We start from the raw sequence: 13276 nt of genomic DNA, 5'->3' as shown, positions 1-13276 counted from the left end.
CAAATGTGAAGGATCTATACCCGTGGTAAGGAAAGCCGGCAAGACGTCATCAGAGTGATAGATTCTTCACTCTGTTTCACATGACCGCTTTCCTGTTTTCTTATACGGCATTTTTGCCTCCGTTCAGAAGGCAAGGCGTCATCCGAAGCGAATGTGAAGGGTCTGTGCCCATGGTAAGGAAGACCATAAGACGTCATTCTGAGCGCAGCGAAGAATCTATGACTGTAGTGAGGAAGCCGGTAAGCTGTCATTAAAGTAATAGATTCTTCACTCCGTTTCATCGCTCCATTTCCCGTCTTTTCCACAAGGCATTCTTGCCTCCGTTCAGAATGACTGGGGACGGTGAGACGTCATCCTGAACAAATGTGAAGGATCTATACCCGTGGTGAGGAAAGCCGGCAAGACATCATCAGAGTAATAGATTCTTCACTCCGTGTCACTATCCCATTTCCCGTTTTTCTTTCAAAGTATTTTCGCCCCGTTCAGAATGACACTGGACGGCAAGGCGTCATCCTGTGCCGTGAGAATAATCTGCTGTAGTGCAGAAAGCATGCTGCCCTTTCTCCTCTGCGCAAAATTTAATTTCTTTATATCCTATGCTAAAATAAAAGAGTATCCTATACGGTCAAGAATGAGGTGAATCCATGAAGTACAGAAAAACAATCCTGCTCATTGCCGCCATGGCGCTGTCCGCATCCGTTTACGCATCGGATACCGCTTTTCCCGATTCCTATGAGCCGGCAGGAAACGGTATTTCCCAAGATGCAGAGTTTCCTTTCACTGCCGCCGTAAAGCAGAACGGCAAGTGGGGCGCCGTCAATGGCGAGGGAAAAACAGTCATTCCTATTACTTATGACAAGATCGCTCTTTCTCTTTCCGATGAGGAAATCCGGGCAGCGGATCTGGCAAGCGAAGATGACCGCGCTAGTCTGATTGAAGTGAAGCAGAAAAATCTCCGCGGTTTTTACGACAGAAGCGGTAAAAGAATCATTCCCGTTTCTTATGAAACACGTTCTTTCTGGAAGGAAGGATTTCTTGCCGTGGAAGGCCGCGATAAAAAAATTGGTTTCTACAAGAAAGACGGTACAAAGCTGACAAATCCCGTTTACGAATCGGTATCTGATTTTGAACAGGGGATGGCAATCGTCAAGTCAGGAGGCAAGTACGGCTACATTGACAAAAGGGGAAAAGAAATCGCCCCCCTGTATCAGGAGGCCCGGTTCTTTGCGGACGGACTGGCAGCCGTGAAGGAAAAAAACAAATGGGGCGTTATCGATGAAACAGGTGCCTATGTTATTGCCCCAACGTACAGCAATGCGGGCCCCGCTTATTCTGACGGACTTCTTGCTGTCCGGGACAATAAAGAGAAATGGGGATTCATTGACAAAGAAGGGCGGACAGTCATTCCTTTCCAATATAAAAGTGTCCATCCCCTTTTCCATGAAAGTATGACTGCCGTACAGGCGGAAAATAAACTTTGGGGATTCGTGGACAATACAGGAAATGTAACGGCAGAGCCGCAGTTCAAGGCAGTCCTCACACCATTTTCCGAAGGTCTCGCCGGTGTCAGGACCATCGACGGAAAGGCCTATGCCAAAACAGACGGCACGATTGCCTTCATGGCGGACTATGATCAGCTCTATCCTTTTGAGAAAGGAATCGCCGAAGTCAGAAAGGGGACTGTCTCTAAAGAGCATATCCGCCGCGGCTTCCCTATTTCCATCGGCATCGGCTGGGGACATTGGTTTTACCCCCGCTGTTACCATCACTCCCATTTTGGCTGGGGCATCGGATTCCCTCTTTGGTGGCCGGACTACGGCTATGAAGAAATCATTCCTGCCGTAGAGGTCAAACGGGGATATATCGACAATACGGGCAAAGTGATTGCCGCCACATCCAATGACCATGTATTTCCTGCTACGGAAAACGGCATCCTCATTTACAACAATTCCCGCTACGGCTGGGTTGACCGTAAGGGAACATACGCCGCCCACACGATTTACCGTACGATCATCCCTGCTGAAGACGCAAAAGTCCTCCTTGCCAAAGATGAAAACAAGAAGTGGGGCATGCTTTCCATGACCGATGGAAAAGAACTGGCCCCTTTTCGATATGATGATCTCAAATATAAAGGAAACGGCATGATTGCCTACAAGGAAGACGGCAGATGGGGCCTTATGGATACGGTGGGGACACCGCTGACGGAACCACTTTATAAAAGCATCGGAAATGCGGAAGACAACCGTGTCCCTGCGAAGACAAAAGACGGCTGGCTGTATCTTGACTACGCAGGCAAAAAAATAATTACTTTTGAAAAAGAGGCGGAAGATGTCACCGCGTTCAGAAAAGGAAGAGCCGGTGTCAAGACAGACGGTAAATGGGGACTGATCGACAGCGCGGGAAAATGGATCTGCCCTCCCGCTTATGACGATTTGGATATCTTGTAAACAAAAAAGCACTTGCCCTTACAAGAGGAAACAAGTGCTTTTTAATTGCCTTATTTATTTTCCAAGTCAGCAGTGATTTTTTCAAGAGCTACTTCCAGGGTATGCCAGCCGAGAGTGGCGCACTTCACGCGGACCGGCATTTGAGAAATATCTTTCAGCGTGTATGCCGCTTCCAGTTCTTCCAATGCCGCTTCGTCTTTCACATCGCCGCGGATCATGGCAAGGAAAAGTTTACACAGCCGGATTGCTTCATCTACGGTGCGGTCCTGCAGAAGCTCCGCCATCATGGCCGTGGATGCCTGGCTGATAGCGCATCCCGTACCCGTATAAGCAAGATCTTTAATGATACCGCCCTCTACTTTCACTTCCACATCGATATCGTCGCCGCAGCTGGGATTATGCCCATGCTCATGAACAGTGGGCGCTTCCACTTTTCTTTTATTTGTCTTGTCTCTGTTATATTCCAGAATCAAATCTGTATAAAGCTGCTGCAGATCCATCAGTCGTCATACCCCATTACTTTGCGTACACCTTTTAACTTTTCAAGGAAATAATCTACTTCCTCTTCCGTATTATAGAAATAGAAGCTTGCCCTGCAGGTCGCGTTGATTCCCAGATATATATGGAGCGGCTGCGCGCAATGATGCCCCGTACGGATGCATATGCCGTCATTGGACAGAATCTGCGCCACATCATGAGGATGCACGCCTTCTACGGTAAACGCCACAAGTCCTTCTTTCTCTTCCGGATCCGTACTTCCTACAATATGAATGAAAGGAAGTTTTTTCATGCCTTCTATCGCGCGGGTGATAAGTTTCTTTTCCTGTGCCCTTATTTCGTCAAACCCGATGCCTTCGATATAGCGGACAGCCGCCACCAGGCCCACGGCGCCTTCCACATACTGCGTCCCCGCCTCAAACCTGGCGGGAAGCTCCGCATAGGTGCTTTCCTGCTCATATACATTCTCAATCATATCGCCGCCCAAAAGGAACGGTTCCATGTCTTTCAGCAATTCTTCTCTGCCGTAAAGAACGCCGATACCACCCATAGAGCACATTTTATGCCCGGAAAACGCGAAGAAATCACAGCCGAGTTCCTGCACATCCACCTTTTTATGGGGAGCACTCTGCGCACCGTCAAGAACAACCACCGCCCCGTGTTTATGCGCCCGACTGATTAAAGCCCTCGCATCGATAGAAAGACCGAGGACGTTGCTTACCTGGGCAAAGGCAAGGATCTTTACACGGGGATCGTCAATCTTTTTCAATTCTCCTTCCGAAAGACGTCCTGTTTCCTTATCCACATACATATATTCAAGAACGGCTCCCGTCTTTTTTGCCGCCCGCTGCCAGGGGACGAGATTCGAGTGGTGTTCCGAAACGGGAATGAGGATACGGTCGCCTTTTTTCAAATGGGTTTCCCCATATGAACGCGCTACAAGATTCAAACTTTCCGACGTATTTCTTGTGTAAATGATTTCTTTTTCACTTTTCGCTCCGATGAAATCTTTTATCACCGTTTTAGACGTATCATATGCATCCGATGCGGACATGGCAAAAATGTGGGCGCCGCGATGGGGATTTCCGTTATTCCGGGTTACATAATTCATGACCGCCCGCATGACAGGGAGCGGCCGCTGCGTCGTAGCGCCGTTATCAAAATAAACAACCGGATGGCCGTTCACCTTCGTTTCCAAAATTGGAAAATCTTTTCTGATTAACTCACTATTCATTATTTCTCCTTCGTATCCAGTTTTCTCCGGACTTCAGCAAGCACTTCCTCACGGACGCTTTCATCCAATCGGTCAATCAGCGGCCGGATCAGCGCCTCTACGACGATAAGCCGGGCATCTTCCAAAGAAAAGCCTCTCGTCATCAAGAAATAAATCGTATTCATATCAAGCTGGCCCGCACTGGATGCATGGTTCCCCGATACATCATCTTCCGTGCATAGCAGCAGGGGAAGTGAAATATTTTTTGTCTTCGGTGAAAGCTGGATAGCGTAATCCCCTTCATCACCCACAGACCCGCTGCAGCCCCGTTTAAAATCCAAAGTACCGCGAAAAATTTTCTTCGCCGTATCCGATAAAGCCCCTTTCACATCAATCACCGCATTGGATTCTTTGCCGATATGGTCGATGTGGTAAAAAAGATCCAAAGACTGCCTGCCTGCCGCTGCGTAAAGGGCGGTTTCCCTCATTTCAGACCAGCTGCCCGCCAGTCTTCCGTAACTGTGGACAATAACCTTCTCCCCGCCCAATTCGGCGGAAACAAAATCAAGCTTTGCATCATCCCCAAGAACCGCACACCGCTGTTCATAAAGAGAGGAGGCCGGCAGTCCCGTTTCAAGATAGGAAACGGAAAGCGCCGCGTTTTCCATCAGTTCATAAAAGGACGCTGTGGCAAAAACAGAATGCTTCCTATCTCCTGACAGCCGCCAGATCAAATTCAATTTTGCGTCCTTTTCCAGTTTGAAGATGAAACATCCCGCAAAATCCGGACGGTCTTCTTCCGCTGTGATAGAAATCGTCAGCTCAGCCTCCGTATTTTCAGGAATGATGACAGTATATGCCTGTCCTTTTTCCGCCGCCGCCAATGTTTCCGCCGATGCCCCGCAGAAATCGGCAGGAAGCGTGCCGCCTTCCGACACATACCGTTTATCAGAAAAAACAGCCGATGCCGAACTTCCGGGAAATTCAAACTGATCCGGACTGTCGTTCACATGCAGGTACCGCCAGGTAATCGCCGGCAGCCGGTTTACTCTTATTTCTTCCATGACTGCCTCCTTACCCGATAGCCCCTTCAAATTCAAGATCAATGAGACGATTCATTTCTACAGCATACTCCAGGGGCAGCGCTTTGGAAATCGGTTCGGCAAACCCGCGGACAAGCATCGCCCTCGCGTCTTCCTCCGACATGCCGCGGCTCATCAGATAGTAAATATCTTCTTCGGAAATCCGGCCAATTTTGGCCTCATGTCCGAGATCGATATCGGAATTTTCAATGATAATGGCGGGAATCGTATCAGAGCGGGATTCATTATCCAGCATGAGGGATTCACAGCTGATCGCGCCTTTCATCCCCGAAGCCTCCGGCCCGATGACCACAGCGCCCCTGTAAAGCGCAGTGCCGCCCGCTTTGGAAATAGATTTCGAATTGATGGTCACATGCGTATTCTTTCCCAAGGCTTCCACTTTCGATCCAGTATCAAGAAACTGTCCTTTCCCCGCAAAAGTGATTCCCGTAAATTCGCAGGTCGAATGATTTCCTCTGAGGATCGTATCCGGATAAAGACAGGACGTATGGGACCCGAACGAACCGCTCACCCATACCATGGATCCGTCTTCTTCCACGACAGCTTTCTTCGTATTCAGGTTGTACATATTCTTTGACCAGTTCTCAATTGTCGAATAGCGGAGGCTGGCCCCTTTCTTCACGAAAAGCTCCACCGCTCCTGCATGAAGATTGGCCACATTATACCGTGGCGCCGAACAGCCTTCAATGAAATGGCAGTCTGCCCCTTCTTCAACAATAATCAGGGTATGCTCAAACTGGCCTGCGCCGGGCGCATTCAAACGGAAATAACTTTGCAGCGGCATACGCACATGAACGCCTTTCGGCACATAAACAAAAGAACCGCCCGACCATACCGCATAATGGAGCGCTGCAAACTTATGGTAATTCGGAGTAATCAATTGACCGAAGTACGGTCTGATCAAATCTTCATATTCTTTGACGGCCGTTTCAAAATCTACATAAATGACACCCTGCTCTTTCAATTCTTTCTGCACATTGTGATACACCACTTCAGAATCGTACTGGGCGCCTACGCCGGCAAGAGATTTCTTTTCCGCTTCCGGAATACCGAGGCGGTCAAAAGTGTCGCGAATATTTTGAGGCAGATCTTCCCACCGCGCCTTCCTATCCGTTTTCGGGCGGATATATGTGTCGATGTGATCCATATCAAGCTCAGAAATATCGGGCGCCCAGGGCGGCACGTCGAGAGACTCGTAAATACGGAGCGCCTGAAGACGCTTTTCCAGCATCCATGAGGGCTCTTCCTTTTCCGCAGAAATCTTCCGAATAATGTCCTCCGTCAGTCCCCGATCCGCTTTGTAAGAAAATTCCACTTCATCCTTGATATCGTACACGCTCCGATTGATGTCATCGACACGGCTTTTCTTCTTTTCTTCAGCCATGGCTTACACCTCTTTGCGATACGCGTCAAAGCCGTTTGCTTCGATTTCACTCACCAGCTCAGGACCGCCTTCCTTTACAATCCGCCCGTCAATCAGCACATGGACGAACTCGGGACGGATAAATTTCAGGATCTGGTTCAGATGGGTAATCAGAAGCAGCGAATTATTTTCATTATGGAATTCAGAGATATTTCTAGAAACGATACGCACTGCATCTACATCAAGTCCAGAATCGGTTTCGTCAAGCATAGCCAGTTTCGGCTCCAGGATACGCATTTGAAGAATTTCACTCTTCTTCCGTTCGCCGCCGGAGAAACCGTCATTCAGATAACGGTCTCCACAGGACGGATCCATGGCAAGCCCCTCCATACGGGACTTCAAAAGACGCTTAAAAGGAAACAGGCGCTGCTGCTTTCCGGAAATGGTCGTCTTTGCCGTACGGATGAAATTTTCTGTCGTAATCCCTGCAATGGAAACAGGATTCTGGAAAGATAAAAAAATACCAAGTCTGGCCCGCTTATCCGTGGAAAGTTCCGTAATATCTTCCCCCTCAAAATAAACATGCCCCTCGGTAATTTCATAAGCAGGATTTCCCATGATGGCATGAAGCAGCGTAGATTTTCCCGCCCCGTTCACCCCCATGATGACATGAACCTCACCCGTATTCACCGTAAGGTTTATGCCGTGAAGGAGCGTCTTGCCGCCTACTGCCACGTGAAGGTTCTCCACGCGAAGTAATTCGCTCATATAATCACCTCTATATTGTAAACATGTATACACGTAATTGTATATACAATTAAAATCTTTTTTTATTTTACAGTATTTTTCGATATATGTAAATAAACCGCCGGGATAGGGATAAAAGGTAATGTCTGAAAATATTTCCGAACTCTCCGCCAAAACGGATCATCACAGCAAAAATCCGCGCTGTACAGAACCGTTTCCGATTCCATACAGCGCGGATTTTTAGGCTTCTTTTACACAGTCGTATTATTTACCGCTGACGGATACATTGAACCATTTATGGAACAGCTGGTCATATACACCGTTTTCCATCACTTTCTTCAGTGCACCATTGATATCCTGCTGCATTTTCACGTCTTCTTTATTCATGAGAATAACAAAACCATCGTCAGAAGGCACTGTCGCAACCGTCTTTGCCTTCTCCGCTCCGCCATGCCCTAAATAATAATAGGCAAGCGGTTCATCAGTGATCACCGCATCAGCCTTTCCCGCTTCCAGATTTTTAAATATATCCGCGTTATATTCGGCTTCTACAATTTGATCCGCCCCCAGTTTCTTTGCCAAGGCCTCGTTGGTTGAACCTTTAACGGCGGTTACCGTCTTTCCTTTCAGATCATCTGCCGCATGGATTCGATCATCATCTTTCCGCACAAGGATACAGTACACGCCTTTCTTGTAATACACATCGCTGAACGCCGCTTTTTCAGCACGTTCCGCCGTACCTTCCACTGCTGAGATGACCACGTCTACCTTTTTATTTTCCACTGCTGTCATAAACTGGGAAAACGGCATATCTGTATAGGCGACCTCGGCGCCGATTTCTTTTGCTACCGCCTTAATAAGATCCATTTCGAATCCGACATAGTGTCCATGTTCGTCTTTGAATAAAAAGGGCGGATATGTGGCTTCACCCCCTACACGAAGTACTTTTTCCGTTCCTGCTTTGGAAGCGGGTGCCTGCTTTTCCGCCTCTGCAGATTTTCCGCAGCCCGATACGCCCAATAAGAGACCTGCCGCCATTGCTACTGCCAAAGTGATTTTCAGTGCTGTTCGCCCCATCATAAACTCCTCCGCTTAAATAAATCCACCAAAAATAATCTGTCTGCTCTTCTTTTAATATACTCATTATTTATTATATTTTCAACCGCCAAAGCTAATTTGTTCTTTATTTCTCCATAATATACAAACCATTCGCAGATAAGCATCCTCTGCATCTTCTATACAGAGCTAATCGTTTTTGTATTTGTAGAAATCAGTTTTCCCAAAAGCGGAAAACAGGAACGCAAAAAACCGGTACCTGTAACATACCGGTCCCTACAAATAGAATAACAACCTCTTTACGGAATAATATAGACAAGCCTGAGCATATCAGCAGATGCGGGGCAGTCCTTCTCCCCTAAGCGGGAGGACACGGCGCAGTCCGCCAAGAGCTGTCCGCAGGTATACGCCTTTCCCCTCCAGCACCTGCCCCGCAGCAACGGCATTTCTTCCATATTTATTTCTTCTTAAGATACCCACCGCTTTTTCCGCATCTTTTGGGGAAACGGCAATGATCATTTTTCCTTCGTTCCCCATAGTAAGCGGATCAAGGCCAAGAATCCCTGTAAAGCCCTGTACAATATCCGAAACAGGGATCAGTTCCTCTTCCAGTTCTATCCGCACTGATGAAGACACGGCCAATTCATTTGCCACAGTGGCAAGTCCGCCCCGCGTAATATCCCGGACAGTATGGACAGATATATTTCCCTCAAGCAGTTCTTCCACCATGTGATTCAACGGCGCGCAGTCGCTTTCGATTTCACTTTCAATGCCCAGGCGATTTGTCAAAACAGCAGCGTGATGATCTCCCAGTGTTCCGGTGAGAATAAGGGTATCCCCCGATTTCATATTCCTGCAGGAAATATCCCGCGAGGAAGGGCGTTCGCCGACACCTGCCGTATTGATGTACAGCCCGCCTTTCCCTTCTATCACTTTCGTGTCTCCTGCAACGATACGCACACCTGCTTCTTCTGCCGTTTCTTTCATAGACTGCACAATCTTTCCTAAAATATCTGTATCCAGTCCTGTCTCCAGTATGAACGAAGCGGTCAGATAAAGAGGTCTCGCACCCATAGATGACAGATCATTCACTGTCCCACAGACGGAAAGTTTCCCGATATCCCCGCCTTTAAAAAAGAGCGGTTCCACGACAAAGGAGTCGGATGTGAGCACCGGATTTCCATGCAGGGGAGGAAGAACCGCGCTGTCTTCCATTTTCAGAAGTATCTCGTCATCAAAAACGGAAGCGAAAATATCTTTGATCAGTCTTCCGCTTTCCTCTCCGCCGCTTCCATGCTTTAACGTAATTTTCACAATTCCTCCACCCCTTCTTCCCGCAGGGTAATGCAGCACGCCCCTTCTGAGGAAACCATGCACGCACCGACAGGATGGGAAGGCGTACAGGTTCTCCCGAAATGGGGGCAGTCCTTCGGCATATTCTTTCCCAAAAGTATATTTCCGCACCGGCAGCCTGCGGGAATATGGTCTTCTACCAGACCTCTGCTTCCTGCATCATACAAATGATATTTTTCTTTCAAGTAAACCCCCGAATTCTTCACAACCCCCAGACCGCGCCACAGGGCATCTCCTTTTTCAAAAAAGGCTCCTACCCGTTCCCACGCTTTCACATTTCCTTTTTCCGTGACCACGCTTCCGTAATCATTCCAAAAACCGCCCTGTCCCTTATTGACGGCAAGGACAAGCCGAGCCACAGCGCTGAGGAGAAGATCGGCAGTAAATCCGCCAATGACCATGGGTTTACCATATGTTTCTGAAAGTGCCCTGTACCGTTCCGCCCCTGTAATGACCGCCACGTGTCCCGGACAGAGAAATCCGTCGATATTTCCTGCGGTACAAAGCTCTCCCAGTGTTTCAGGCATCGTTTTCAGCGCGGTGAGAAGTTTGAGGTTTGAAATATGTCTTTCATCCGCTTCTTTCACAACAGTCGCCCAAACGGGTGCTGTCGTCTCAAATCCCACTGCTGCCAGGACAAATATTGTTTCTTTTTCCTCTTCCGCTTTTTTCAAAGCATCTTCGGGATTATAAAAGAAATCAACAGAAGCGCCTCTGTCCCGCGCCTCGGCAAGAGACATTTCCGTTCCGGGCACAGCAAGCATATCGCCGAAAGCAAGGACTCTGTGTCCGCCTCTAAAAGAAATTTCCACCAATTTATCAATGTATGCAGTCGGTGTCACACAGACAGGGCATCCCGGCCCCGACAGAAGCTGTATCTTTGGTGACAGGATCTGACGCAGTCCGGTCTTGTACAGAGCGGATGTATGTGTACCGCAGACTTCCATAATTTTTACGGGTCTGCCGTCATACTCGCGAAGCCAGCGGATGATTTCATTTTTCCCCACGGCGCAGTTCCTCTATTTCTTTAAAAAGCCCGATCCAGTCAAGGGCTTCTTTCTTTTCCACTTTCTGTATCGCCATGCCTGCATGGACAAGGACATAGTCACCTGTCTCCACGGAAACCATGGACAGGTTCACTCGTACTTTATTTCCTGAAAAATTAACGATCCCATGTGCACCCTCAATGGTTTCCACACGCCCCGGATATGCTACACACATATGATTTCCTTTCGTTTGCTGTATTCATACCATACCATGCCTGACCGAAAGCAAGCCCTCCGTCTCCGGGAGGAAGCGCCTGATTCCAATACACAGCATGGCCTTTTCCCTTCAAAGCTTCCACGCAGCCCTCCAGAAGAAGACGGTTTGCAAAACATCCTCCCGAGAGAATAACTGTTTCCACACCTGTTTTTTCCGACATCCGTTCCACAATCCGTATGACTGCCTCATGAAAGCCAAGAGCGGCAGCAGCTTTATCTTCTCCCGTGACTTTTTCCCATAGCGGGGCAGGATCAAAAAATGTAACGCTGCCGTTTTCTGTTTCCACGACTTCCTCGTTAAAGGAAAGCTCTGTCGGTATTTTTCTTTCACGTTTCGCAAGCGCCGCCTGATTTTCAAGAAGCATGGCACACCGCCCCTGATAAGTATTATAATCGGCAAGCCCCAAAGCAGCGCTCACCGCATCAAAAAGACGCCCCATGCTTGAACTTTTTACTGTATTCAACCCGCCTGCAACAGCGGCTTTCACGACAGCCGCCCTCTTGTCATCTGATGGTATACCGCTGTGTACCAGGTGGCATAAAAGACTTTTCCATGCCTGTCTGACGGATTCGTCACTGCTTATCATCGAAATCGGTTTCACTGCGCCGACACGGATAAAAGATCGGTCTTCACAGAGAAGAAATTCTCCGCCCCATACGGTACCGTCCGTACCGAATCCCGTACCGTCAAAGATTACAGCAAGACATTTCCCGTCCAAATGATGTTCGGCCATAACGGAAAGAGCATGTCCATGATGGTGCTGCACTTCCAAAACGGGAACATCCAATTTTTTTGCCAGCTTCCGTGATTCTTCCGCCGTAGTGTAGCAGGGATGAAGGTCACAGACAAGGATGTCGGGACTGATATGGAGAAGTTCTTCCCAATCAGCAACAAGACGGCGGTAAAAAGCGGATGATTTTTCCAGCGTGAGATCCGAAGGCACCTGGGCAGAATAAATCAAATTATTCACGGAAAGCGCAAAAGACGGCTCCACTTCGCCGCCCAGTGCCAGAACACGCATCCCCTTCTTCTCTACGGCAACCGGTTCCGGCATATACCCGCGGGTACGGCGGAGAATCTGCACAGCTCCCGCCGCGATACGGGTAACAGAATCATCGGCAGGACGGAGAATCTCTCTTTCATCGTAAAACAGAGCGGAAATACTTTCATGACTTTCATAAAAAGCAAAAGCATCAGCCTGTTTGTAAATGATAGGCTCTCCGGTGAAATTGCAGCTGGTCACAACGAGAGGAATTTTTATTTCCGCCAGAAGGGCATACAATCCGAAAGGCGGCAGAAACACGCCGAGACTTTCCGTAAGCTCCGTTACCGCAGGGCTGATGAGCGGCATACTTTTCTTTCTTCTTTTTAAGAGAACGATCGGTTTTTGCGGCGACTCAAGGAGTTCCTTTTCTTCCCTGCTTATATGGCAGAGTTTTTCCGCCTCTCCCACGGTTGCAACAAGAAGCGCAAAAGGCTTGTCCCGTCTTTGTTTCAATACTCTCAAACGCTGAACGGCATCATCTCTGTCTCCGCGGCAGACCAGATTATATCCGCCGACCGATTTCACCATGATAATTTCCCCATGAAAGAGTAAATCTTTGGCTGATTGTAAAAGTTCTTCCTGACTCCATGGTCCGGCAGAAAGACTTCCCCTCATTTTCGCCAAAAGCCGGGGACCGCAGTCATGACAGGCGATGGTTTCTCCATGACACCGTCTGTTATTCATATCCCTGTACTCCTCATAACATTTATCACAAAGAGGATATGCATCAAAAGCGGTATTTTCCCTGTCATAAGGAAGTTTTTTCAGAACAGTATATCGGGGACCGCAGGCGGTGCACGAAATGTAAGGATAATGACAGCGCCGGTTCCCCTGCGTCTTCATTTCTTTAAGGCAGGCGGAGCAGACGGAAATATCGGCAGGTGCAAGAATTTTATTTTCGCTTTCCCTGCTGGGAATGGAAGTAAAAGCGGAAAAAGGCGTAAGCGGTCTTTCTTCTCTCTTTACGCACTCCACAAGGGCAGGCCGTTCCATTTGCTTAAGCCCGCAAAGGAAAGCGTCTATCTTTTCCCTTGTTCCAGTGATATATATTTCCACTTCGCCGCCGAGGTTCTGTACCGTGCCTGTCAGTTTCAATTCTTTTGCCATGCGGCAGACGGACGGACGGAAACCGACACCCTGCACTCTGCCGGCCACGCTGAGCCGTTCCGTCACCTCATGTTTCATACA

General features: G+C 48.4%; 11 protein-coding genes. 1 reads left to right on the top strand and 10 read right to left on the bottom strand.

What is annotated here, in order from left to right:
• Positions 1-644: 644 nt before the first annotated feature.
• A complete protein-coding gene (locus GCWU000321_RS08980) occupies positions 645-2447 on the top strand; it encodes a WG repeat-containing protein (RefSeq protein WP_007070928.1) in 1803 nt (600 codons plus the stop codon).
• 50 nt (positions 2448-2497) lie between these two features.
• On the opposite strand, the gene sufU is transcribed toward GCWU000321_RS08980, so the two are convergent.
• The 10 genes from sufU to hypF form a co-directional block, all read right to left on the bottom strand.
• Positions 2498-2947 (bottom strand): Fe-S cluster assembly sulfur transfer protein SufU, encoded by a 450-nt coding sequence (sufU, locus tag GCWU000321_RS08975; protein WP_007070927.1) that lies wholly within the window; start codon positions 2945-2947, stop codon positions 2498-2500.
• Positions 2947-4179, bottom strand: coding sequence for a SufS family cysteine desulfurase (locus GCWU000321_RS08970; protein WP_007070926.1), 1233 nt, complete (start codon positions 4177-4179; stop codon positions 2947-2949). Before GCWU000321_RS08970 ends, sufU begins: the two co-directional genes overlap by 1 nt.
• Positions 4179-5222, bottom strand: a complete 1044-nt coding sequence (locus GCWU000321_RS08965; RefSeq protein WP_040381630.1) for a SufD family Fe-S cluster assembly protein — start codon at positions 5220-5222, stop codon at positions 4179-4181. Before GCWU000321_RS08965 ends, GCWU000321_RS08970 begins: the two co-directional genes overlap by 1 nt.
• Before the next feature lie 10 nt (positions 5223-5232).
• Entirely contained in the window at positions 5233-6645 is a 1413-nt protein-coding gene (gene sufB, locus GCWU000321_RS08960) for a Fe-S cluster assembly protein SufB (RefSeq protein WP_007070924.1), read from the bottom strand.
• A gap of 3 nt (positions 6646-6648) precedes the next feature.
• Entirely contained in the window at positions 6649-7392 is a 744-nt protein-coding gene (gene sufC, locus GCWU000321_RS08955) for a Fe-S cluster assembly ATPase SufC (protein WP_007070923.1), read from the bottom strand.
• A gap of 243 nt (positions 7393-7635) precedes the next feature.
• Positions 7636-8451, bottom strand: a complete 816-nt coding sequence (locus GCWU000321_RS08950; RefSeq protein WP_007070922.1) for a substrate-binding periplasmic protein — start codon at positions 8449-8451, stop codon at positions 7636-7638.
• A gap of 306 nt (positions 8452-8757) precedes the next feature.
• Complete coding sequence (hypE, locus tag GCWU000321_RS08945; protein ID WP_007070920.1) at positions 8758-9741, bottom strand: hydrogenase expression/formation protein HypE; 984 nt, start codon at positions 9739-9741, stop codon at positions 8758-8760.
• Positions 9738-10787 carry a hydrogenase formation protein HypD gene (gene hypD, locus GCWU000321_RS08940; RefSeq protein WP_007070919.1) on the bottom strand — a complete coding sequence of 350 codons (1050 nt, stop codon included), beginning with the start codon at positions 10785-10787 and terminating at the stop codon, positions 9738-9740. The genes hypE and hypD overlap by 4 nt, the downstream gene beginning before the upstream one ends.
• Complete coding sequence (locus GCWU000321_RS08935) at positions 10774-11001, bottom strand: HypC/HybG/HupF family hydrogenase formation chaperone (protein WP_022026616.1); 228 nt, start codon at positions 10999-11001, stop codon at positions 10774-10776. The genes hypD and GCWU000321_RS08935 overlap by 14 nt, the downstream gene beginning before the upstream one ends.
• Positions 10964-13273, bottom strand: coding sequence for a carbamoyltransferase HypF (hypF, locus tag GCWU000321_RS08930; protein ID WP_007070917.1), 2310 nt, complete (start codon positions 13271-13273; stop codon positions 10964-10966). Before hypF ends, GCWU000321_RS08935 begins: the two co-directional genes overlap by 38 nt.
• Between the last annotated feature and the right edge of the window lie 3 nt (positions 13274-13276).

The sequence above is a fragment of the Dialister invisus DSM 15470 genome, from assembly GCF_000160055.1.
Taxonomy (GTDB): Bacteria; Bacillota; Negativicutes; order Veillonellales; family Dialisteraceae; genus Dialister; species Dialister invisus.
This window is presented reverse-complemented; position numbering and strand designations above follow the sequence as displayed.

Coding starts and splice junctions, on each gene's coding strand:
- GCWU000321_RS08980 (WP_007070928.1), top strand. CDS start 645: ATGAAGTACAGAAAAACAATCCTGCTCATTGCCGCCATGGCGCTGTCC.
- sufU (WP_007070927.1), bottom strand. CDS start 2,947: ATGGATCTGCAGCAGCTTTATACAGATTTGATTCTGGAATATAACAGA.
- GCWU000321_RS08970 (WP_007070926.1), bottom strand. CDS start 4,179: ATGAATAGTGAGTTAATCAGAAAAGATTTTCCAATTTTGGAAACGAAG.
- GCWU000321_RS08965 (WP_040381630.1), bottom strand. CDS start 5,222: ATGGAAGAAATAAGAGTAAACCGGCTGCCGGCGATTACCTGGCGGTAC.
- sufB (WP_007070924.1), bottom strand. CDS start 6,645: ATGGCTGAAGAAAAGAAGAAAAGCCGTGTCGATGACATCAATCGGAGC.
- sufC (WP_007070923.1), bottom strand. CDS start 7,392: ATGAGCGAATTACTTCGCGTGGAGAACCTTCACGTGGCAGTAGGCGGC.
- GCWU000321_RS08950 (WP_007070922.1), bottom strand. CDS start 8,451: ATGATGGGGCGAACAGCACTGAAAATCACTTTGGCAGTAGCAATGGCG.
- GCWU000321_RS08935 (WP_022026616.1), bottom strand. CDS start 11,001: ATGTGTGTAGCATATCCGGGGCGTGTGGAAACCATTGAGGGTGCACAT.
- hypF (WP_007070917.1), bottom strand. CDS start 13,273: ATGAAACATGAGGTGACGGAACGGCTCAGCGTGGCCGGCAGAGTGCAG.